This window comes from Pseudescherichia sp. (assembly GCF_031987975.1).
Taxonomy (GTDB): Bacteria; Pseudomonadota; Gammaproteobacteria; order Enterobacterales; family Enterobacteriaceae; genus Pseudescherichia.
In genome coordinates, this window is the sequence record NZ_DALZYX010000004.1 from 153,879 (window position 1) to 177,582 (window position 23,704).

Below are 23,704 nucleotides of genomic sequence, written 5' to 3' on the forward strand. Positions count from 1 at the left end.
AAAATATTAAAAGCCCGGTAAGCGCTAACGCCACCGGGCTTTTTTTATCCTGCTTTCCTGCTTACTTCTTCATTTGGGACAAAATGTTCCGGCACTGGTTCTCCTGGCCTTCCGACGGTGAGATGAGCGCTAAGAGCGCCGCTGCCGGGGTCACCAGCGTTGCCAGCGCTGCCGCCACCGCGCCGCGCGCAATCAGCGGACCTGCCTTCACGCCCGCCTGCGGGTTCTTGAAGGTGCCGCGTACGTAGAGCGGCGAGCGCAGGGTGACGATACGAATCCCCTTACTCTCCGGGTTGATGGTGAGATCAAGCTGCTCTGAGGCAAAGCTGGCGGTACCGGTGACGTTGATGATTGCGTTCTCGGTATCGAAAGCGAAGATCTGCGGGCGCGCTACGCCGTTAACCAGGTTCAGGTTAGCGGCGGCGCAGTTTACGCGCACCTCATCGTCACCGAAAATCTGCCCGACGATAAAGTTCCCGACGTTGAGTCCGAGGATCTCCATCAGGTTACGGCTGACCACCCCGTCGTTCATCAGTAGCTTCAGGTCGCCATTGCTTGAGCCAAGCAGCGCGGCAATGGAGTTACCCGTCCCGCGAAGATCCGCATCACCGTTCATTTCCCCGATGGTCTTCTGCATCAGCTCCACGTCCGGCATCAGCTCTTTCAGCTTCAGTCGGCGGGCCTGAATATCCGCCCGGCCCTGCATCGGCTTCTTATCCCCTTCAAGGTGAATATTAGAGGAGATGGTCCCGCCGGCCAGGCCAAACTTCAGCGGCTGAAGGCGCAGGTCGGCGTTCTTCAGGATGATATGGGTTGAGAGATCGCTAATCGGCAGGGAGCTGCCGTGCTCGATACGCCGCCCTTTAAAGCGCACGTCGGCATCCATCGTATCCCACTTGTCAGTTTCGAAGCGATCGTAGGGCAGCACTTTGCCTGCGGGCTGATTGGTCTTCTCGCCCTTTTTCTCCTCAGACTGCTTCGACTTCTCAGCCCCCTTTCCGGAATCAACGCCAATCAGTGGGCCTAAATCCGCCAGCCGCAGCTGACGCGACTCGAGGTCGCCCTCCAGCTTAGGCCGGGGTTTGCCCGTGGTGTAGGTCAGGGAGCCATGAATATCGCTATCCCCGATGCGACCGTTAAAACCGCGGTAGTCATAGACGGAGGATTTTTCGGCATCGATTTTCGCCACCAGCCGACCGTCGGTCTCAAACGGCGGCGTATCCGGCAGCAGCACGCCGGTCAGATCGTACAGCTCACCCAGCGAGTTACCGGCAAACTTCAGCTTAAGATCGACCCCGCCCATCTTCATCGGGTCGCTCACCGTGCCGGAGAAGGCCACGCGGGTGTTACCGGAGCGGAAATCAGCCTGCACCGGGAATGGCGTGCCTTCGCTGCGTAGCGCCAGCATGCCGCCAATTTTACCCGTGCCGGTCACCTGCTGGCCGTTGTAGCGCCCCTGCGCCTTCAGGCCAAACACGTAGTCGCCGACCTTGGTATTCTTCTCTTTATCGCTACCCGTTACTTCGCTAAACGGCAGCGGCTTGCCGAGGGGATCGATCAGGATCTCAACGTCGGCTTTGCTGACCTTGTCATCGATTGCCACACGGCCCTGATCGAACAGAATATTGTCCAGACGGAAGGACCAGGCCGAAGGCGGTGCGTCCTCCTCTTTTGGCTCATCGCTGCTCGCCAGGTTGAAAGTCCAGTTGTTAGTCTTCTCTGACAGGCGGATCAGCCGCGCATCCGGTTTCTCAAACTTCACCCACGGCAGATAGACGGTCTTCGTCAGCAGCGCCAGCGGTGCCAGCGTGGCCTCAACCCGGGGCAGGTGTACCATGGTGATCTCAGGAATATCGGGCGGATTGCCGAGGATCACATCCTCGGCATGCACGTGCGGCCACGGCACCCAGCTACGCCAGCCGGTCTCCTGCTGCTGCCGCTCCCAGACAACGCCTAAATCGCCGCGTATCGTAAAGGGACGATTCAGCTCGGTGGAGACCTTCTCATTGATAGTCGGTTTAAGACGGTTCCAGTCAAAGGTCGCGATAATGATGATGGCCACCACTATCAGCAACAAAAGCGTTCCCAGGACGGCAATGATTGCCTTGCTTGTTCTTGTCATGCTTGCATCCTTCCATTCTTGCCTTGCCTGTCATAAAGATAGCTGAGCCTGAGGGAAAGGAGTGCAACCTGATGTTATAGAGCGAGAATAACGCTTTCGAGGTTTGCCAGCGGTACGGGACGAGAGAGGAAATATCCTTGCGCGGCAAAGGCCGGAGACGCCTGTACGTCACGCCACTCCTCCAGCGTCTCTACGCCTTCGACAATCACGCCCTGGCAGTAACGATTCATCAGCTGCAGCAGTAGCGTAAACAGGTTTTGCCCTTCTGGCGTCTTGCGCAGCATGATGAACAGTTCGCGGGCCACCTTGATGTAGTCGTAGCGCACTTCGCTCAGGGCGGAGAAGTTCGCCATCCCGGTTCCAAAGTCGTCCAGCCACAGCGGGCCAATTTCACAGATCGAGGCGAAGGAAGAGTCCTGCGGCAGGCGGATATGTTCAACTAATTCGAAGCGCAGCCACGGTAGCGTCTCAACCAGCGCCATCATTTTCGGGTTCTGGCGCATCGACAGCAGCGTCGGGCCATCGACGTTGACCGACGCCAGCACGTTATTCTTCACAAAGAAGTCGCTTTGCAGGGCGAGCAGGTTGATCTGCTCCAGCATGACGTCCAGACGCTGACGCACCGCCACCTCCGCAAAGTAGCGGTCGGGCGCAATACGCTGCGATGGATTATCCGGGTGCGTAACGATAGTTAATACTTCGATTGCCATCAGACTGCCATCTACGCGATAGATGGGCTGGTAGGTATAGGCACGTTCACATTGCAGCCAGTAGCGTCGCTCTTCCAGGCTTTCGATGCTCGCCTCCGGAATGCTTAGCCGCTGGATAACCTGCTTCAACTTCATTGTCAGATGTCCTGTAATAGAGTGAGTGACCTGGCGGAACTCGTCCATGAGTTATCGGCGCGGCGGGTGAGAACTTTATGTTCAATCGGACAGCAAAATAAAAATCTGCAGCTGGAATCTGCGCTTAACACGCGCCAGCTCAAAAATTTATTGGAACGTTGTTTTAATATGATTGACCACGCAGCACGCGCAACGCACACTAACCCTAATATTTATCCGACTCAGGTTGATGACTATGTCCAGGAAAATTGCCGTCATTGGCGAATGCATGATTGAGCTGTCACAGAAAGGCACAGAGGTGAACCGTGGCTTTGGTGGCGATACCTTAAATACCTCCGTTTACGTTGCCCGCCAGGTCGATCCGGCTGCGCTGTCGGTACACTACGTTACGGCGCTGGGGACGGATAATTTTAGCCAGCAGATGCTGGATGCCTGGCAGAGCGAAAGCGTCGATACCTCCCTCACCCAGCGCATGGAGAACCGCCTGCCGGGTCTCTACTACATCGAGACCGACAGCACCGGCGAGCGCACCTTCTACTACTGGCGCAACGAGGCCGCGGCTAAATTCTGGCTGGAGAGCGAGCAGTCTGCCGCCATCTGCGAAGAGCTGGCCACCTTTGACTATCTCTATCTCAGCGGCATTAGCCTGGCCATTCTCAGCCCGGCCAGCCGCGATAAGCTGCTCTCCCTGCTGCGCGAATGCCGCGCCAACGGCGGCAAGGTGATTTTCGATAACAACTACCGTCCGCGCCTGTGGGCCAGCAAAGAGGAGACCCAGCAAGTCTACCAGCAGATGCTGACCTGCACCGATATCGCCTTCCTGACCCTCGACGACGAGGATGCACTGTGGGGTGAGAAGCCAGTGGAAGAGGTGATTGCCCGTACCCAGGCCGCTGGCGTTAGCGAAGTGGTGGTGAAACGCGGCGCGGACTCCTGCCTGGTGGCGATTGCCGGTGAAGCGGTGATTGATGTGCCGGCGGTGAAGCTGCCCAAAGAGAAGGTGATTGATACCACTGCAGCAGGCGACTCTTTTAGCGCGGGCTACCTGGCCGTGCGCCTGACCGGCGGCGATGCCGAAGCAGCGGCGCAGCGCGGCCACCTGACCGCCAGCACCGTAATTCAGTATCGTGGGGCAATTATCCCTCGCGAAGCAATGCCGAACTAATCGATCGGCTTTTCCGGCCCCTGCCGCGGGCAGCGGGCCGGATTACACTGCACAATTACTGCTGAACAGGCGGAATATCCGTCACGTCCTGATGCACGTCATCGCTGACAGGCACAAGGGCTGAGGTCTCGGTATTCATCACCTCGTCCCAGGTCGCCTGCAACTCCTTCATATTAAACTCCGGCTCGCCTTTCGGCTGCAGCAGCACCAGCGACTGATCCTGGGTTAGCTGCTGACGCAGGCTCTGGTTAAGCATGTCCGTAGTCAGGCTATTCAGGAAGTTCTGCCGTAGCTTCTGGTACTGCTCAGGGGCAATATCGACCACCTGATTTTGCAGAGAGCGCATACGCTGGCTGATCAGCACGTCGGTATCGGTGCGGGCATAGGTGGTAAAGAGCCTTTGCAGTTCCAGCTTCTTCTGGGCAATCAGGGCGTTGAACTCATCCTCTGACAGGCCATTGTCGCGTACCTTTTTCAGCTCGCGGGCGATCATAGCAAGGTTAGCGCTGAGCTTATCGGGTGCAGAGTCAACGTTAATCGCGCACTGCGCGCGCTGGAACAGCACCCGGCAGTCGAAGCCGAGGCCAATATCTTTGGCGTTATTTTTGGTCAGCGTCTGCTGAAGATGCCAGAATAGCGCCTCGCGAGCGACGTCTGCTCGCCAGTAACGCTCCAGTGCGGCGGATTCACGAATGGGTTGCCACGGCACATCCCACATCAGGGAGAGTCTGTCCTGGCGTACGGAGTCGGTCATGATGCTCACCGGCTCACGCGGAAGCGGAGAGAGCGTTGGTACCGGGGCGGGCGTCTCGCGTTTTCCCTTTAGCTCGCCAAAGGTTTTATTGATCTGCTCCCCGACGGTGCGGCTGTCGATATTGCCCACCACAATCAGCGTCATGGCGTCCGGCGTATACCACTTCTGGTAGAACGCCTTCAGCTGAGCCGGGTCTACCGGCTTCTTCAGCGGCGAGGCGGGATCGTGTCCCAGCAGGGTGGAGCCTTTCAGGCGGTAGCGCCACCAGTTATCTTTGGTTTCCAGCGGCCAGGTTGCCACCATATCGTTGCTATTCAGAGCGTGGTTTACCGTCTCCGGGGTCACGGTGAGCTTGCCCGTAATATCAGAGAGATAGACCAGCGCCTCTTTCAGTAGATCGCTGCGGTTATTGGGCAGGCTGAGGCTAAACAGCGTGTAATCGTAGGAGACCAGCGCCGGGGGCAGCGGACGCTTGGGATCGATGCCCTGCTGCCAGAGCGCGCGCACCTGAGCAGGCTCAAGGCTGCCGCTGTGGGACAACGCAATACGTGGAATAAAATGGCTATAGCCGCTTTGCTGCGTACTTTCGGTCAGCGAGCCGGTATTCACCAGCAGGCGGATCTCAACCCTGTCGCTGGGGCGCTGCGGCGTACTTAACACCTGCCACTGAAAGCCGTTCGTCAGTGTCCCCTGTTGCCATGCCGGGTCGGGCTGGAGCGCATCTGCCTGCACGTAACTGGCTGCCATCATCAGCAAACCACCAGTTATGAGTCGAATTTTTGTGCCCTGCATGTAAACCCCTGATCAACATTCCTGGTTAAAAGACCGCCTATCCTGCAGGCAGCCTAAAATGAAGTTTTAACACTCCGTGTTAGACAGCCAAAAAAACAAAACGTCACACCGGGAAGTGAAAAAAATAGGGGGTAATTATGCGCAGGTGCCCGTGCCCCTACAAGGGACAACGGGCATAAGTGGGTAGATTAAGAGGAAATTTCGCCCGTTTTGCCGTCTGGCGCACGGTTATTAAGGGTATTTTTCAACTGCTTATGGTCCAGCTCTTTCACCCATTTTGCCACTACGATAGTCGCTACGCCGTTACCAATCAGGTTGGTCAGTGCCCGTGCCTCGGACATAAAGCGGTCGATACCGAGGATCAGTGCCAGCCCGGCAACCGGCAGATGCCCTACCGCGGAGAGTGTGGCCGCCAGCACGATAAAGCCGCTGCCGGTCACCCCAGCCGCCCCTTTCGAAGAGAGCAGCAGCACCACCAGCAACGTGATCTGATGGACAATATCCATATGGCTGTTGGTGGCCTGGGCGATAAATACCGCCGCCATCGTCAGGTAGATAGAGGTGCCGTCGAGGTTAAAGGAGTAGCCGGTGGGGATCACCAGCCCAACCACGGACTTACGGCAGCCGAGCTTCTCCATCTTATCGAGCATCCGCGGCAGCGCCGATTCAGAGGACGAGGTGCCCAGCACGATCAGCAGCTCTTCGCGAATGTAGCGGATAAACTTGAAGATGCTGAAGCCGGTGGCGCGGGCGATGCTGCCGAGCACCACCACGATAAACAGAATGCAGGTGGCGTAGAAGCAGATGATCAGCTGTCCGAGCTGCACGAGGGTGCCCACGCCATACTTACCGATGGTAAAGGCCATGGCCCCAAACGCGCCGATGGGGGCGAGGCGCATAATCATGTTGATGATGCCGAAGATAACCAGCGAGAAGCTCTCGATTACGTTAAAGATCAGCTGCCCCTTGTGGCCAAGGCGATGAAGCGCAAAGCCAAACAGGACGGCAAACAGCAGCACCTGCAGAATATTGCCGCTGGCAAACGCACCGATGACGCTGGCGGGGATCACATCCATCAGGAAGGCGACAATGCCCTGCTGCTCTGCCTGGGCAGCGTAGACTGCCACCGCTTTGGCATCCAGGGTCGCGACATCAACGTTCATCCCCGCGCCCGGCTGTACCACGTTAACAATAATCAGGCCGATGATCAGCGCCAGGGTGCTGACCACTTCAAAATAGAGCAGCGCCACCGCACCGGTGCGGCCCACCGCTTTCATGCTTTCCATGCCTGCGATGCCGGTCACGACGGTGCAGAAGATCACCGGGGCGATAATCATTTTAATCAGCTTTACGAAAGCGTCGCCAAGCGGCTTCATCTGTTCGCCAATTTCAGGATAGAAGTGGCCAAGCAGGATGCCGATCGCGATGGCGGTCAGCACCTGAAAGTAGAGGCTTTTGAAGAGTGAGGTTTTCATAGGGTGTCCTTGAATTAAAAACCACAGGCATTGTAGGGTTGGTTCGCCTGCGGTCTTAAAATAACACCCGAACAACATCGCAGAAATAAACTTACTTCAAATTTGAAACAGAAATGTTAAAAAATTTGAGCCAGCTCGCACAAGTGAGTACGGGTTCTACGCGCTGCCATCAGCCAGACGGGGAAGATTTAGCTGCTCAAACGCCTCCGGTGCCACCGCGCGGCCAAAGAGGTAACCCTGGGCCATCTCTACCCCCGCCTCCTGCAGCCAGGCGCGCTGCGTCTCGGTCTCGACGCCTTCAGCAATGATATTGAGATCGAGGCTGCGGGCCATATGAATTATCGACGAGACCATGCTGCTGTCCTCCGGTAGCCCTTCGACAAAAATCTTATCGATTTTCAGCACGTCCACCGGCAGCGACTTCATGTGCTGGAGCTGGCGCAGGCCCGCGTAGCCCATGCCGAAATCATCCAGCGCTATACGTACCCCGGCGTTGCGCAGCGGGCGCAGGATTGCCACCGCCGCGTGCGGATCGTCAATGCGGCGGCTTTCGGTCACCTCGAGGATCAGCGTGCCGGGCGCAATACGGTAGCGCTCCAGCAGCGCAAGCAGATCCCGCACCATATCCTCGTGCATCAGCTGGAGTGCTGAGAGGTTAACCGACAGCGGCAGCATAATGCCCCGCGCCTGCCAGGCCGCGAGCAGGCGGCAGGACTCTTCCAGTACCCAGTGACCGACGACAATCATCAGCCCGCAGGATTCAATACTGTCGATAAGCCCCTCCGGCAGCTCCCAGCTGCCGTCCGGCTGCTGCTGACGCAGCAACGCCTCGGCGCTCACCACCTCACTGGTAGCAAGGTTGACCTGCGGCTGTAGCCAGATAGCAAACTGATGGTTATCCAGCGCGTTTAGGATATCGCTCTCTTCCGTCAGCCGCTTCTGCGCCGTCGCCATCTGCTCCGGGTCGAAGAACTGGATCTGATTTTTGCCTTTGCGGCGGGCGGAGAGCGCCGCTGAGATAGCCCGGCGGTAGAGCTGCTCTGCCGTCACATCGCCGTAGAACATGGCGATGCCAATGCTGGCGCTCGGACGCAGCTGAATACCCTGCACCGGCAGACGTTCATTGATAACAGTGAGCACTTGCTGACCCAGCGTAATAGCGTGCCACGGCTCGCTGGCGCCGTTACCAATGATGGCAAAGGTATCGGTACTCACCTGCGCCAGCACCATGCGCGGGGCTAGCACCGATTTTATCTTCTCTACCAGCGTCAGAAGCAGTACTTCGCGCTGGCTCTCTTTCAGCACGCCCGCCGTGTCCTGTAGGGTTTCACAGGCGATAACCATCAGCGCGGTGGTTTTTTGCCGGGCGACGGTCTGCTCCAGCAGCGCCATCATAAAAGCTTTATTCGGCAGCTCGGAGATGGGGAAGCGTGTCACCTGGCTGTTCAACTCTTCATGCTGGCGCAGCACCATCTGCTGGTTGCGGTTGTAGCCGCGCACCAGCATGCCAAGCTCATCGTCATGATGGTGGCGGGGCAGCGCCAGCTGGTGCCCCAGCTGATCCTGCGGTGAGAGGTCGTTTAGCTCGCGGGCGATCTTGCGCAGCGGGCGGATAATCAGCCGGCTGATGCACCAGGTCAGCGCCACGGTCATGATCAGCACTAAAAGTAAGTAAGTAGTGACTAACGTTGCAACGGTGCTCATCACGAACTTATACATGCGGAAAGAGTCCGCCTGTAGCACCAGATAGGCCAGCGGCTGGGGGTTGGCTGGGCGTTCAAGAGAGTAGATCGGCAGCGAGATTTGTACTGGCAGCTCAAAGAGCCGGGTAATAGTCACCGGCACCGGTCGCTCGGGGATAAAGCTCATGCGCAGAGCCTGGAATTGATTCGGCAGAACCACATCCGCCCGACTGACTACGCCCGCGGGCTGGATACGTTTGAGGATAGCCTCCGCGTCGGCAATGTCGCCCTTCAAAATAGCGGCAGAGAGCGGCTCACGCACCGAGCGCGCAATACTCTCCAGCTGCGTGCCGGTGTTGTAGCGGTTCTGCTGCACAAAATGGAACAGCAAAATGACGCAAAACAGGAAAATAAACACCATGGCGACGATCGAGACCATCGCCATCTGTTTAATGGTTAACGAACGGCTAACGCGCAAATTGACTCTCCAAATACTCCGTGTCCGCAAAAGTAACCGACGGCTACCTGCCTGCTGTCAGAGTATACTCGATTCTGACAGCAGATTAAGACTGCGATAGAGAGCCTTGCGTATTACCAGTCGGCGTAAGGCGTCAGCACCTGTGGCGGCGAGTCCATATCGCCCTGCCAGCCCGCCTGCGAGTAGCGGACATAGAGCATGCCGTGGCTCGGGGTATAATCCTCCGCCTGCTGAATATCGATGGCGGCGCCAACGGACCAGTTGGAGGTAATACGGCGCTCAATCAGGGCGCGTGCCGTATAGCCAAAGCCGTTGCTTTTCGATCCAGGATCGTTAGGTTCGCTGGCCCGCGCACGATAATCTTCTGGTATAAGGTTAAGTAACGGGTAGCGATCCTGGGTACTGGTTGCCGAGTGCGACCAGGAGACCGAACCGCCCAGCTCCCACGACCAGTTCTCCGTCCTTTCACGCCACGTTACCGGCACGGCAAACGAGAGATATTTCTGCGGGCTGTAGTAGCCCCCCTGGCCCAGGGTATAGCCGCTAAGATCTTTATCGTAGTGCCAGAGCATGTTGTTGAGGCCGACGGTGACGCGGCGGTTATCTTCGTTAACCAGCTTGTAGTAGTAGCCGGTCATCCAGCGCACGCGCCAGTTGTCATCCACGTTCTTACCGGTGAGCGCGTCGGCGCTCAGGCTCGCCCAGACGCCGTGCGCTTCGCCCTGGTCATAGCTCAGGCTCACGCCGCCGCCGGTGGATCGAACGCCACCCCAGGTCTTGCCGGTGCCGCCGCGATCGTTGCCATTCTCGTTATTCGGATCGTCCGGATCGTGATAGTAGCTGGAGGCGTCCTTCTGACCGCCGAAGGCCAGCAGGGAGCTGGAGATCGGGCGACGATGCACGTCCAGCGTATAGCCTATTGGGCCGAGATCGTTGCTGTAGCTCAGGCCGCCGACGATATCCACTACCCGGAAGCCCATGGGCGTGGTGCCGATGTCCCCTTCCCAGGTGTCGTTGCGCCAGCCAACCGCAATGCTCGCCCCGCCGTCGGACTGGCTCTTGTCGCCGTTGACGCAGTTGAGCTGGCCGCAGGTCCCCCAGTTGGGATCGTACAGACCGTCTTCGTCGGTGGCGAAGGAGCCGACATTCATATTGACCACGTCGGTACGGAAGAACATCCGGCCATCAGCCAGAGGCGCATCGGCCTGCAGCATGGTGGTGTTGGCTTTCAGATCGGAGTAGCCGCCGGTACCGCTGGATCCCCAATAGTCATGCACCAGGGTGACGTTGAGATCCTGCTGGCGATAGAGATCGGCGGCATCGCTGCGCAGGCCGCGCTTCAGCCAGTCATCGCTGGCATCATTACGCGTCTGGCGGGTAAAGGTGTCGTTATCCTGAGCGGGCGTCGGCGCAATACCTGCCGCCACCATCGCCTGTTTGTAGCTCTCCAACGCAGGCTGCGGCTGACCGTTGGCCTGCTGGAAGCGGCCATAGTCACGCAGCACCAGGGCGCTATCCTGCGATGGCGGCAACGCCTTCGCCTCGGGCACAATGGTGTCGTAGGTGCGCTGGGCCAGAACCCTGTCACCCAGCTGCGACCGCACCAGCGCCATCCGGCGCTGCATGTTGATGGACGGTGGCTCGGCTTGCGGCATCTCGTTCAGCGTCGCCAGCTGCTGGCGCGCCGCAAGCGGGTTACCCTCGGCAATTGCCACCTCCACCAGGCTCAGGCGAGCGTCGGCGTTGGCCGGTTCACGCGTCAGCACGGTCTCATATCCGGTGCGGGCAGTCGCGTAATCCCCGCGCTGCTGCGCCCAGTCCGCAAGGGTCAGGTCAATTCGCGTGGAGGCAGGCTGCTGCTTAAGCAGCGCTTCGGCTTCCGGCTCCTGGCCGCTGTCGCGCAGGCGGTTAGCGGTCTCCAGCAGCTGGTTGCCTTCAAGGCGGCTCGCCAGCTCCTGCATATTGCTGTCCCATTTGCTGCGCGGCAGGGTGTTGAGGTGCGCCAGCGCGGCGCGATCCTGGTCGTTGCCGGAGAGATAGAGGCTGTAAGCATAAATCTGGGTTGGATCGTTAGGCTGGCGACGAACCAGATCGCGCATCTGCGCGTCGGCCTCGGCGTGTTTCCCGGCGCTCCAGAGATCACGGGAGAGGCGGTAGGCGATCCAGACGCTGTCCGGATCGGCAGCCAGGCGACGGCGCTGAACGTCAGCCGCCTGCGCCCAGCGACCCTGGTTCTCCAGCGTTTCGGCCTGCTGTGCCAGCCGATCGTTGGCGATGCTGCGCTCAATGTCATCCACGCTGCGGCGCTGGCTGGCAGAGAGGGAAGCAATCCAGGCGGACGCTTTTTCCGGTGACTGCTCGCGATAAATATTGGCCAGCCCGCGTACCGCGTTGCTGTTGCTGCTGTCCATGCGCAGCGCCTGCTGGTAGTAGCGTTCGCCAGCGGCGATGTCCTTGCGGGCAACGGCAGCGTCCCCCAGCCCCAGCACGGCGTAGCTGTCGGTGTTATCCACCGCTCGCGCCTGCTGATAAAGCCGTTCTGCCTGGGCAGGATTATTGGCCTTCAGCGCGGCGTCGCCCTGCTGGATCAGCAGCCAGTAGCGGTTGGTTTGCAGGAGGCTATCCCACTTGCTTCGGTTGCTGCTCTGCGGCGCAAGAGCGATAGCTCTCTCTAGCAGAGGAACCGCACGGGCGCGATCGCCCTTTTGCGAGTAAGCCTGGCCGAGCGCGCCGGTGGTTTCACCGTCACTCTGGTCGGCGCTCAGCGCCTGCTGGAGCGGGGCGATAGCCTGCCCGCCCTGCCCGGCGTCAACCGCGGCCAGCCCGCGCGAACGGGCGCGGAACGCCGGATCGGCCAGCTGCTGCTGCTGTTTCGCCAGCGTCGCCCGGGCCGTGTCCACCGTATCGCCGCTGCTGAACTCGTTTAAAAACTGTTGTAGCGCCTGCACGCTGGCATCACTCACCGGCATAGCTTGAATCTGTTGATACCAGATAGCCGCCGCCGCTTCGCGAGTTGTTCCCGACTTTGCCATCTGGCGCAGGACGGTGTAACCCTCGTCACCGCGCCCGCTGGCAAACAGCAGCTGCGCCAGCGAATTTTGCAGCTGAGGATTGCCTGGATAGCGGGCGTTGGCGCTCTTCATCTGAGTAATGGCCTGACTGCGCCGCTCGGGTACTTTCGCGACCAGCGTCCAATACTCGGCAGCAAGATCGCTATCCGGTGGATTGCCCTGCAACAGTTTGTCATAGGCCGCGATGGCCTCCGCCGTATGGCCCGTGGTTGCCAGCAGCCGCGCCTCCTGCAACCCCTGTCGTCCCTGGGCGGTAGAGAGCGCCATGGTGCTCTGTGCTTCCCGGTACGCCGCTGAGCTGGGGGCGAGCTGCGCTAATCTATCAAGTTGCTGCTGCGCGCCTGCGGTATCGCCCTGGCGCAGCAGATAGCGCTGGCGGGCGGCAATCACCTCGGGGTTATTGGGATCGATAAGCTCCAGCCGGTAAAGAGACTGGCGGACCAGATCCTCACGACGGGTAGATTCCCCGAGCCGGATCTGCTCCAGCAGCTGTTGCTGCTGGGCTGTCGGGGCCGCAAACGTCTTTGGCATCAGCGCGATGCCCAGCGATAAAACGAGTAAGCGTCGGGTTAACGTGCGCATTCCTGGCCCCAGTCAGGTTGTAACTCACCTTGGGAGGTGAAACGAAAACGGTGCTCATCCCAGCCCTGTCCGAAGAGGGTGAGCACGTAGCTGTAATAGGCGTCGCTGCCGGGTGGGTTATCGGCAACGCGCTGGCGCAGCACCGCTTGTGCATCGCGGTTTTGCATAAATGGCAGCAGGGCGGCAGAGAAACCCGTCGCGCCGCTGCCCTGGGCCGCGCCGGTGACTACATTCACCTTCTCCGGCGGCACGCCGTTTTTCGCCGTCAGCGTTGCCATTGGCTTGAAGCGCGCCAGCAGGCGATTTTTTTGCAGATCGCTGTCGTGCATCATGCCGATCCACAGGTAGACGCGGATGGCGTCGTAGCTTGAAACCAGCTTGCTCTCCGGCTTCAGGTTCCAGCCGCGGTTCTTCTCATAGCTCACCCAGTCTGGGGAGAAGCCTTTGGGAGCGGTCTCCAGCAGCAGGCGCAGGTTAGTCTCCCGCAGCGTGGTCCAGGGTGCGCCAAAGCGGGTGAGGTATTGCGCTACCTGCGGCGGCAGATAGCTCGGGTTAAAACGCCAGCTCTCTTTCTCGGCGAAGCCAATTTTGCCCGGCAGCAGCATTGAACCCAGCCCCGGCACGCTGACTACCTCTTCGCTAACGATGTGCTTGAGCAGCCCCTGAGCCAGCGCGGTGTAGCGCGGCTCTTTCCACAGGCGTCCGGCCTCAAACAGCGACCAGACAATCCAGATATCGGCGTCTGAGGCGGAGTTGGTGTCCAGCACCGTCCACTCCTCTTCACCCTTCTTGCCCCACAGCCAGGCGGGAAGATGGGCCGCGAGATCGCCCCCGGCGAGGTTATCCTCGGTCCACTGTAAGATCTTGTCAAAGCCGGGCCGATCGTTGGCGGCAAGGGCAAAAAACAGCCCGTAGCTCTGCCCTTCCGACGTAGTGATCTTGCGGGCGTCACTAGGATCGATCACCCGGCCACCGTCGCTGAGGTAATCCTTTTTAAACGCGGTCCACGCCGGCCAGCTACAGGCGGCGTGCGTACTCGCCGCCGCCAGCAGCAGCGCGGCGGCGATCGCTCCACGCAGTGAAGTTTTCATGGTTTACTCATCGTGCGGATCGAGACGGCGACGGCTGATGATACGCAGCAGACGCCACAGTACCCAGGCCAGCAGCACGACGCTCACCGCAGCCAGTACCGCCAGCAGCACCGGGTGGTTAGAGAGCGCATACCAGATACGCTCGAACCACGGCAGGTGGCCGACGTAGTAGATATCCCCTACCCGCAGGCCGTTAACGCCTGACTCGCGGATCACCGTCACGGAACCATACATTGCTGCACGCTTACCGCTGTCGTTCATCGCCTCGTTCAGCAGCTCGTAGCCGCGTGGGCTGTCCGCCAGCAGGGCTACCACGCTGCGCTGATCGTTGTACGGTGACTGGAAGCCCACAATGGCTGCCATCGGACCGCTGGAGGTCACCGCCGTCTGGGCATCCGCCTGACGATCGGTGTTATCCGGAACGATGGACGGGAAGGTGGTCTGGCGCTGCGGCGTCTTCACCCAGCTCTGCGTTGCCTGCACCAGCAGGTCGATGCGCTTGTCATCCTTCAGGCTGTCCGGAATGGTGCCGATGACCAGCACGTCGGCATCTTTGTTCTGGATCTGGCTGCCGTCATTAGTCAGGGTCAGGTTGACCGCCGGGAGACCGGTTTGCGCTCCAAGCTGGCCGATGGAGTCCAGTAGCGTAGCCAGTTGGCCCTGAGTTGGATTGGCTGGCAGCACGACAATGGTATCCGCGAGATCCGCCATCCGGCTGAACGGGAAGCCTGCGTTGGCAAAGGCGCGCAGGTCCGGCATAGCAATAAAGTGGTAGTACTTCGAGAAGTCGATGGTCGAGTCATCGCCAATTACTACCCGGTTTTGCACCGGCTGGAAGGTAACGCAGTTATCGACGGTCCCCCCCGGCATCGGGTTCATATACTGGAAATCAAAGCGCAGCTGGTTGAGCGCCCCCAGCTGCAACGCCGGAATAGTAACGGCGGTTTTACCGTCCAGCAGCCCTTGCAGAACCGGCAGGCGCAGCAGCAGGCGGTTAGTGTCCTGATTACTGGTGAGGTTGAAGGATTGCAGGAACTGGTTGTTCAGGCTGATATCCATCCGCGAGCTGTCTTTGGTCGGCGGCGCGGTATAGCGATAGTTGAGATCCATATCGATGCCGTTGCTGCGCATCAGATAGAGATCTGGCGGCAGGTTTAGCGCCACGCTGATGGGGTTCGGCTCAAGCCCCACCGCCTGGAGCTGCTCCTCGTAGTTTTTCAGCTCGGCAAAGGAGATGGCCCGATCGGTGCGCACCCAGTTCGGGGCATCGTACGGCTTACGGGCCAGCAATGGCTTAACGTCGTTTATCTCCACGCGATCGCCACGGAACAGGACGTTGCCCTGCGCCATGCCCTTCGCCGCCTGCAGCAGATCTTTATCATCGCGGCCAAAGACCACCAGCAGCTTCACGTAGGGGTTATTAGGGTGATCCATCATCACGACCGTCGGCGCGTTCACCGGCGGCGCGTCACGCAGGAAGTCCGGACGCTTGTCGTTGGTAGCAAACACAATGGCGTTCCGATCCGGCAGGCCATTGTAGAGCACCGGGAAGCTCTGCCCGCGCCAACCCATACGGGAGCCAAAGAAGGAGGCGACAATGCTCGCCGCCTGCTGCTGCTCCAGCGCGGGCGCACCGGCAAAGACCATGGGCAGCACCAGCGGACGGTTATCACGGGCGTCATAGAACGGCACCGGGAAGTGCGACAGATCGTTTTTCAGCGGCAGGCTCTGGTAGGTCATCTCCAGCGAGCTGCTGCGCCCGACGTCCATCCACAGCGTGCTGCTGGCCGGGTTCTCACAGACGTCGCGGTAGTGGCCAACAAACTCCAGCCGCACCCGGTTGTAGTCGGTGATATAGAGCGGATCGATAGCCAGCTGGGCGAGAGTCTTCTTGCCCAGCTGCTCTTTAGTAACCGGCAGAACACCCATTAGCTCATCGTTAAGATAGACCTTCAGCTGCGACTGCACCGGCAGCAGCGACGGCGACGGGGTATATTCCAGGTTCAGCATCGCCTTCGAGACGACTTCGTCACTGCGCATCCCAAATTCGATTTGGCCGTCAGGTTTGACGCCGCGCAGCACCATGCTGCCCGGCGGCGGCGCGATCTGGGCGAAAGAGAGCTTCACCTCCCGCGACGGTGCGTTCTCCGCGACGATCGGCGCATTGGCGCCGGTTACGCCGGGCATCACCTGGCCGACAGCCTGCGGATCGGCAGCAGGCGCAGCGGCCTGCGCCTCAGGCGTCTCGGGTGCGGCAGGCACGGTAACCATTGAAGTGGCCGGGGCCGCGTGGGTGACTAGCGACGGGAAAGCACTCATCCCAACCGCCACTGCACAAATCCAGGAAAGTTTTCTTTTCATCGCATTATCATCATTGTTGAGCTAAAACCGGATCCGGCTGCTGCACCACCACGCCCCGCGCAGGTCGGCGGGGAATGAACGACACAACCCAGGAGATCAGGGAAGTAAGCGTCCGGAAAATCATTTTCACGGACGATGGAGCAAATTCGGCCAGGTGGCGATAGCCACGGAAGCCAAGTTTGAGAATATCCAGCATGCTCTCCAGGGGTTTATCTTCCGGGAAGCTGTCCTGCCAGAGCGCCCAGGTATCCGCGCGGGCAAAGGTGCACTGAACAAAATCGATATGCTGGCGGGTGGTAAGCGGCATCAGTTGCAGGCCCACCTCCCTGCCGTGGACGCGCACCACCTGCGCCGGGAAGACATACTCCTGCTGGCCGCGCTTGAGCAGCAGATTGACCTTCTGCCCCTCCAGCACCTGCGACTGGCCGTTAATCTTGATCCCTACCCCGCCGTCGGAGAAGTCGTGTACCGTACAGGAGAAGAGATGACCATCGTCACGGGCGATAGCCGCTGGCATAGAGATCTCAACGCGGTGCGCCCGGCGTACCTGCTTGCTCTCCACCGACACGGCCACCGCGCCGCCGAGCACAATCAGGTTGTAGAAGACCCAGACGATACTGACGACCACGGTCAGCATCTCGGTCTCCGGACCGTAGAAGTAGCGCCAGACGCCTACCAGCACGCCAACAATATTCAGCAGTACGAGGAAGATGTAGGGCCGGGAGATCACCCAGTCAACATACTCCTCCTCCACGAGGCCGCCCTTGGAGGTCACGTTAAACTTGCCTTTATGCGGATTAAAGAGCGCCACCATCGTCGGCCTTGCAATATACCAGGCCAGCACCGTTTCATAGATTTCACTCCAGAACGAGTGGCGATATTTTCCCTGAATCTTCGAGTTGGTGAGGCTGGCGTGGATCATATGCGGCAGCACGAACAGGGCGATCATCAGCGCCGGGGCGTAGATGATGTAGGCATGCAGCAGCAGGAACGCCAGCGGCGCGGTGAGGAAGATCAGCCTCGGCACGCCGGAGAGGAAGTGGAACATGGCGTTGACGTAGCAGAGCCGTTGCGCCAGCTTCAGCCCTTTACCAAACAGCGGGTTATCGAGACGGAAGATCTGCACCATGCCCCGCGCCCAGCGAATACGCTGCCCGATGTGAGACGACAGGCTCTCGGTCGCCAGCCCTGCCGCCTGCGGAATACGCATATAGGCTGAGGTGTAGCCGCGACGATGCAGACGCAGGGAAGTATGCGCATCCTCGGTCACCGTCTCCACCGCAATTCCCTTGATTTCATCCAGCGGACCACGACGGATCACCGCACAGGAGCCGCAGAAGAAGGTGGCATCCCACATGTCATTCCCATCCTGCACCAGGCCATAGAACAGGGTGCCTTCGTTCGGCGTCTGGCGGAAGCGGCCAAGGTTACGCTCGAACGGATCCGGTGAGAAGAAGTGGTGCGGGGTCTGCATCATTGCCAGCTTCTTGTCTTTGATAAACCAGCCCATGGTGAGCTGCAGGAACGAGCGCGTCGGCACGTGGTCGCAGTCGAAGATCGAGACAAAGTCGCCCTTCGCATACTGCAGCGCATTATTGATATTGCCTGCTTTTGCATGTTCATGGGTAGTACGGGCGATGTACTCCACCCCCACCGTCTCGGCAAACTGGCGGAATGACTCACGACCGCCGTCGTCGAGGATCCAGATTTTCAGCTTATCCTTCGGCCAGTCGATACCCAGCGCGGCATAGATAGTGTTCTTCACCACGTTAAGATCTTCGTTGTAGGTCGGGACGAAGATATCCACCGACGGCCACTGGGACATATCCTTCGGCAGCGGTACCGGTTGGCGGTTAAGCGGCCACACCACCTGGAAGTAGCCAAGCACCAGCACAATCCACGCGTAGGTTTCCGCAAACAGCAGCACCAGGCCGCACACCAGACTGACCGGATCGTTCCAGTTGAGCGTCGAGGTATAGCGCCACCAGATGTAGCGGCAGGAGACGGTCAGCGACAGGACAATTAGCATCAGCGCCGAGAAGCGCCCTGGAATACGCCGTACCAGCAGCGCCACGCCCCACAGCAGCAGCAGGAAGATAAACTGCGACCAGGGGTTAAACGGCTGGGTGATACAGAGCAAGGCAAGGATCAGCGAGAAGAAGACAATCACGCCGATAATAAAACGACGGACGATTGGCTTGAGGTGCGCCAGCTCCTTCTGCCCCTCCAGATGGCTTGTACGATTCCCTACTTTCTCAGGCAGCGCGTCCAGCCAGTTAAGGTAGCGGCGGCGGAAGAGGGTAAAGCGCGCGCGCTTGCTCTTCCGCGGTCGGGTGGCCGGAACGTTATGCGCGGCTATCAGCAGCCAAAAGGTTTGCAGCAGGTAGCGGGCCGGATCGAGGGGACGCGGCCGCTCGGCGCGAATATGAGGGTAAAATTCCGCGTGGCGAGCGCGGAGCTGCTGCCAGCGTGGGTGCTCCAGCGGAATAAACAGCCAGGCAAGAATAGTCCACAGACAGCCCAGCGCCGCGCTAAACGCCGGTGCGCCGTGGCTGCGGTAAAGATGGTAACGCGCGCTCAGGCGGGCGTTTACCGGGGGGATCAACAGCAAGGCTGCAAGGCGGCTCATAGCTCATGCTCAATATGACGATCGTGGGGGATGCGATCCGACCCGGCGCAGTGCAGCAGACACCAGTTGGCCAGGGTCAGGATCTCCTCAGCCGCCAGTGAGTCATTACGGTACTCGCCAAGGGGTTGCTTCGCCGCCAGGCACTCTACCATCGCCTCATCGCGGTGGATAACCATCGGCAGCAGGCGGGGCTGGCTCTGAAGCCAGACCTGGTAAAGATCGTCCTGCAGCTGGCTGCCAATACGCAGGTCGTTAATTAACAGATGCGTGCCGGAGGGCAGCGCCTGCTGATGCAGGCGAACGTGGCAGTTGGTATCGGGCTTCACAACGGTTAGCGTATGGTCGCACTGCGCCAGTAGCTCGCGGGTGAGCGGCGTAAAGTCTGCGGGCAGGTCAAGCAGGATCCACTGGTAGTGTTCCTGAGCCTTCAGCGCCTGCAGCGCAGCAGTGAACGGTGCGAGGCGATCGTGCAGGGCATAGATATTTTCCCGCTCGCCGGCGGCCAGCTGGCCAAACGGCAGCAGATCGAGATATGAGGTATAGCGCTGGCCAGCATCGCGCCACTCTTTATTGTCCAGCAGCGCCCGCGCCCAACCGTCAGCGTGGTTAAACTCCACGTTGAACGAGAGGCGCAGCATATTGTCTGGCGAGGTGTCGATCATCAATACCGACTCCCCCAGCAGCTGTAGCGCCCAGCCCAGCCCTGCGGTAACCGAAGTGGTTCCCACGCCTCCGCGAATGCCTTGCAGACCCAGAATGGCCATCCACGTCTTCCTTATTAACTATTGTTGGCCAGCAAATTCAGCGAGCAGCGGCCAGCGTTTAATCGCCGTAGCCAGCTGTTCACGCTGGGATATATCGGTGTAATCAATATCAGGCAGCGAAAAAACCCGACTTAAGGCCAGAAAGTCGTTTTGAAAGGTATAACCCAGGGTTGAATCAGTCTGGCCCGTAAACTCTTTGTTAGACATTTTTACTGCATCTCGTTAGATGAAAAACAGACGAAAAGATAGCAACGCTGGATGCCGCTGAAAATTCATTTACATGCTAAATGTGATGTTCTTTAATTTCAATGTTAGGTTTATTTCTCGGCTTTCGCTAGTAAACTAAGGTGCAGACGATTTTGATTAAGAGAGAGACCGTGAAGCCCATATTTACCCTTGGCATCCAGTCATTGTGGGATGAGTTAAGCCACATGCCTGCTGGCGGCGTCTGGTGGGTCAACGCCGATCGTGAAGAGGATGCCATAAACCTGGTGAATCATACTCTTGCTGCCCAGCATAAAAAAACCCGGGCGGCACTGATTACTATGGGTAACGATCCTAATAAAATTATTAATTTAGAGTCAGGTCACGGTCCCGATAAAATCCATCTTTTTACAATGCCTAATCATGAGAACGGGCTATCCTTTTTCACCCGCGATCTCGTCAGCGCTATCGACCCCCAACACTATTTTCTGGTTTTACTCTGCGCTAATAATGCCTGGCAAAATATATCCGTCGATAATTTGCGCGGCTGGCTGGAAAAAATACACGCCTGGGCGAAATACCACGACTGCACTTTGCTGATAGTTAACCCCGGCAACAATAATGATAAGCAATACTCATTTTTAATGGGCGAGTATCGCTCACTTTTTGGCCTGGCCAGTCTGCGTTCCCAGGCCGATATCCATCTTTATGACGTTGCCTTCTGGTTTAACGAAAAAGGCGTCAGCGCCCGTCAGCAGCTTATTGTTGAGCAAAATAACAGCAGATGGAAAATAGCCCAGCAGGAGCAGACGTCGGTGCAGCCGCGCAGCGATGAAAAACGTATTCTGAGTAATGTAATGGTATTAGAGGGTGCGCCGCCGCTTTCAGAGCACTGGGCGCTGTTTGATAATAACGAAGACCTGTTTAGCGAAGCACGTACCACCCAGGCGGCCACCATTATCTTCTCGCTGATGCAGAACAACCAGATTGAAGGGCTGGCTCGCCAGATCCATACCCTGCGCCGCCAGCGCGGCAGCACGCTAAAAATCATTGTGCGCGAGAAGAACGCCAGCCTGCGCGCCACCGATGAGCGTCTGCTGCTGGGCTGCGGGGCAAACATGGTCATTCCCTGGAACGCCCCCCTTTCCCGCTGCCTGACGCTGATTGAGAGCGTGCAGGGGCAGCAGTTTAACCGTCCGGTGCCGGAGGATATCGCCGCCCTGCTGACCATGACCCAGCCGCTGAAGCTGCGCGGCTACCAGACCTGGGACACCTTCTGCGATGCGGTAAGCAATATGCTCAGCAATACGCTGCTCCCAACGGATGGCAAAGGGGTACTGGTGGCGCTGCGACCGGTGCCCGGCATCCGCGTAGAACAGGCGCTGACCCTGTGCCGCCCGAACCGCGTAGGCGATATCATGACCATCGGCGATAATCGGCTGATGCTGTTCCTCTCCTTCTGCAGGATCAACGATCTTGATACGGCCCTGAACCATATCTTCCCGCTGCCCATTGCTGATATTTTCTCAAACCGGGTGGTGTGGTTTGAAGATAACCAGATCGCCGCCGAGCTGGTGCAGATGCGGGCGTTGCTGCCGGAAAAATGGGGTAAACCGCTGCCGGTGATTGACGGACCCAACCCCATCCTTAACGCTGAACACAACGGCCAGAGCTGGCGGCGCATTCCGCAGCCGCACCGGTTGCCGGGTGGGGCTTCGGAGCAGGCATCATGATGCAGTTAAGCGATATCATTCAGCTGGTGGTGCTGTGTGCCCTGATCTTTTTCCCGCTCGGCTATCTTACGCGCCACTATATCCGGCGAATCAGGGCCGTGCTCCGCATGCTGCTTATTAAACCGCGCTATGTAAAACCGGTTGGTACATGGCGCAGTGCTTCGACCGTCAAGGCAAAACAAAAAGATGACTAATCAATCCCTCACCGCCTCTGCGCCCTCACCGCTGTGGCAATACTGGCGCGGCCTTGCCGGCTGGAACTTCTATTTCCTGGTGAAATTTGGGCTGCTGTGGGCGGGCTACCTTAACTTTCACGCGCTGTTAAACCTGGTGTTTATGGCGTTCCTGCTGATCCCGCTTCCGCGGCTTAGCGTGCACCGCCTGCGCCACTGGATCGCCATCCCCATCGGCTTTGCGCTCTTCTGGCACGACACCTGGCTCCCCGGCCCGCAGAGTATGCTCAGCCAGGGATCGCAGGTAGCTGGGTTCAGCGGTGACTATCTGTTGGATCTGGTCACGCGCTTTATCAACTGGCAGATGATCGGCGGGATTTTTGTTCTGCTGGTGGCCTGGCTCTTTCTGTCACAGTGGATCCGCATCACCGTCTTTGTGGTAGCGATTATGGTCTGGCTAAACGTGCTGACCCTGACCGGGCCGACCTTCTCTCTGTGGCCTGCCGGTCAACCTACCAATACCGTCACCACTACCGGTGGTAACGCGGCAGCCACCATCGCCGCCGCAGGGGATAAACCGGTAGTGGGCGATATTCCGGCGCAGACTGCACCGCCGACCACGGCGAATCTCGACGCGTGGCTGAACAGCTTCTATACCGCAGAAGAGAAGCGCCAGATCCGCTTCCCGACCCAGCTGCCAGCCGATGCCCAGCCGTTTGAACTGCTGGTGATCAACATTTGCTCCCTGTCGTGGGCGGACGTCGAGGCAGCGGGTCTGATGTCGCACCCGCTGTGGTCGCATTTCGATATTCAGTTTAAAAACTTCAACTCGGCGACCTCCTACAGCGGGCCGGCAGCGATCCGTCTGCTGCGCGCCAGCTGCGGTCAGCCGTCGCATAAGAACCTCTATCAGCAGGCAGGCAACCAGTGCTACCTGTTTGATAACCTGGCCCAGCTCGGCTTCTCGCAGCAGTTCATGCTCGACCACAATGGCGTGTTCGGCGGCTTCCTGAAAGAGGTTCGTGATAACGGCGGCATGCAGGCTCCACTGATGGATCAGACCGGTCTTCCGACCGCCCTGCTCTCCTTTGACGGCTCGCCGGTATATGACGACACGGCGGTACTCAACCGCTGGATGCAGTCCCAGGACGGAAACCAGCGCACGGCCACCTTCTTTAACCTGCTGCCGCTGCACGACGGGAACCACTTCCCAGGCGTGAGCAAAACGGCGGACTATAAGGTGCGCGCCCAGAAGCTATTTGACGAGCTGGATGCGTTCTTCACCACCCTGGAGAAATCGGGCCGTAAGGTGATGGTGGTGATGGTGCCAGAGCATGGCGGCGCGCTGCAGGGCGATAAGATGCAGGTTTCCGGCCTGCGCGATATTCCCAGCCCGTCCATTACCAACGTTCCGGCAGGCATCAAGTTCTTCGGCATGAAGGCACCGCACGAGGGTGCGCCGGTGGTGGTCGATCAGCCGAGCAGCTTCCTGGCAGTATCGGAGCTGGTGGCCCGTTCGGTGGACGGCAAGCTGTTTACCGAAGATAGCGTCAACTGGGACAGCCTGACCAGCAACCTGCCGCAGACCGCCCCGGTGTCGGAGAACGCCAACGCCATTGTGATCCAGTACCAGAACAAACCGTACGTGCGCCTTAACGGCGGGGATTGGGTACCGTATCCGCAGTAATGCCATTATGCCCGGCGGCGCATAGCTTGCCGGGCCTACGGTAAATACCAATATCAACGAATGGCATCTGTTTGGTAGGCCGGGTAAGCGCTAGCG

At 59.0% G+C, this 23,704-nt stretch carries 15 protein-coding genes; 4 read left to right on the forward strand and 11 right to left on the reverse strand.

Annotated elements, in window-relative coordinates:
• Positions 1 to 61 precede the first annotated feature (61 nt).
• Together RTN40_RS08530 and pdeH are read right to left on the reverse strand one after the other, a co-directional pair.
• Positions 62 to 2,122 (reverse strand): AsmA family protein, encoded by a 2,061-nt coding sequence (locus RTN40_RS08530; RefSeq protein WP_312228088.1) that lies wholly within the window; start codon positions 2,120 to 2,122, stop codon positions 62 to 64.
• A gap of 74 nt (positions 2,123 to 2,196) precedes the next feature.
• Positions 2,197 to 2,967: a cyclic-guanylate-specific phosphodiesterase gene (gene pdeH / locus RTN40_RS08535; RefSeq protein WP_312228089.1), complete on the reverse strand. Its 771-nt coding sequence runs from the start codon at positions 2,965 to 2,967 to the stop codon at positions 2,197 to 2,199.
• Between the two features lie 235 nt (positions 2,968 to 3,202).
• On the opposite strand from pdeH, the gene RTN40_RS08540 reads away from it, so the two are divergent.
• Complete coding sequence (locus tag RTN40_RS08540; protein ID WP_312228090.1) at positions 3,203 to 4,132, forward strand: sugar kinase; 930 nt, start codon at positions 3,203 to 3,205, stop codon at positions 4,130 to 4,132.
• A gap of 55 nt (positions 4,133 to 4,187) precedes the next feature.
• Here RTN40_RS08540 and RTN40_RS08545 read toward each other — a convergent pair whose 3' ends face one another.
• The 9 genes from RTN40_RS08545 to bcsR all read right to left on the reverse strand — a co-directional run bounded on the left by RTN40_RS08545 (position 4,188) and on the right by bcsR (position 20,018).
• A complete protein-coding gene (locus RTN40_RS08545) occupies positions 4,188 to 5,678 on the reverse strand; it encodes a pitrilysin family protein (protein WP_312228091.1) in 1,491 nt (496 codons plus the stop codon).
• Positions 5,679 to 5,866: 188 nt separating this feature from the next.
• The gene (gene dctA / locus RTN40_RS08550) at positions 5,867 to 7,153 is read right to left on the reverse strand and encodes a C4-dicarboxylate transporter DctC (protein ID WP_312228092.1); all 1,287 of its coding nucleotides are present in this window, start codon (positions 7,151 to 7,153) and stop codon (positions 5,867 to 5,869) included.
• A gap of 156 nt (positions 7,154 to 7,309) precedes the next feature.
• Positions 7,310 to 9,313, reverse strand: coding sequence for a biofilm formation regulator HmsP (gene hmsP / locus RTN40_RS08555; RefSeq protein WP_312228093.1), 2,004 nt, complete (start codon positions 9,311 to 9,313; stop codon positions 7,310 to 7,312).
• A 113-nt stretch (positions 9,314 to 9,426) separates the two neighbouring features.
• A complete protein-coding gene (bcsC, locus tag RTN40_RS08560) occupies positions 9,427 to 12,966 on the reverse strand; it encodes a cellulose synthase complex outer membrane protein BcsC (protein ID WP_312228094.1) in 3,540 nt (1,179 codons plus the stop codon).
• Positions 12,954 to 14,057 carry a cellulose synthase complex periplasmic endoglucanase BcsZ gene (bcsZ, locus tag RTN40_RS08565; protein ID WP_312228095.1) on the reverse strand — a complete coding sequence of 368 codons (1,104 nt, stop codon included), beginning with the start codon at positions 14,055 to 14,057 and terminating at the stop codon, positions 12,954 to 12,956. The genes bcsC and bcsZ overlap by 13 nt, the downstream gene beginning before the upstream one ends.
• A 3-nt stretch (positions 14,058 to 14,060) precedes the next feature.
• The gene (gene bcsB, locus RTN40_RS08570; RefSeq protein WP_312228096.1) at positions 14,061 to 16,418 is read right to left on the reverse strand and encodes a cellulose biosynthesis cyclic di-GMP-binding regulatory protein BcsB; all 2,358 of its coding nucleotides are present in this window, start codon (positions 16,416 to 16,418) and stop codon (positions 14,061 to 14,063) included.
• A 10-nt stretch (positions 16,419 to 16,428) separates the two neighbouring features.
• Entirely contained in the window at positions 16,429 to 19,047 is a 2,619-nt protein-coding gene (gene bcsA / locus RTN40_RS08575; protein ID WP_312228097.1) for a UDP-forming cellulose synthase catalytic subunit, read from the reverse strand.
• Entirely contained in the window at positions 19,044 to 19,811 is a 768-nt protein-coding gene (gene bcsQ, locus RTN40_RS08580) for a cellulose biosynthesis protein BcsQ (protein WP_312228098.1), read from the reverse strand. Before bcsQ ends, bcsA begins: the two co-directional genes overlap by 4 nt.
• Positions 19,812 to 19,829: 18 nt before the next feature.
• Complete coding sequence (gene bcsR / locus RTN40_RS08585) at positions 19,830 to 20,018, reverse strand: cellulose biosynthesis protein BcsR (protein WP_312228099.1); 189 nt, start codon at positions 20,016 to 20,018, stop codon at positions 19,830 to 19,832.
• A 170-nt stretch (positions 20,019 to 20,188) separates the two neighbouring features.
• Between bcsR and bcsE the strand changes: the two genes are divergently transcribed.
• The 3 genes from bcsE to bcsG are packed head-to-tail and all read left to right on the forward strand — an operon-like array spanning position 20,189 to position 23,608.
• A complete protein-coding gene (gene bcsE, locus RTN40_RS08590) occupies positions 20,189 to 21,748 on the forward strand; it encodes a cellulose biosynthesis c-di-GMP-binding protein BcsE (protein WP_312228100.1) in 1,560 nt (519 codons plus the stop codon).
• Positions 21,745 to 21,942: a cellulose biosynthesis protein BcsF gene (gene bcsF, locus RTN40_RS08595; protein WP_312228101.1), complete on the forward strand. Its 198-nt coding sequence runs from the start codon at positions 21,745 to 21,747 to the stop codon at positions 21,940 to 21,942. The genes bcsE and bcsF overlap by 4 nt, the downstream gene beginning before the upstream one ends.
• The gene (gene bcsG / locus RTN40_RS08600) at positions 21,935 to 23,608 is read left to right on the forward strand and encodes a cellulose biosynthesis protein BcsG (RefSeq protein WP_312228102.1); all 1,674 of its coding nucleotides are present in this window, start codon (positions 21,935 to 21,937) and stop codon (positions 23,606 to 23,608) included. The genes bcsF and bcsG overlap by 8 nt, the downstream gene beginning before the upstream one ends.
• Positions 23,609 to 23,704 lie beyond the last annotated feature (96 nt).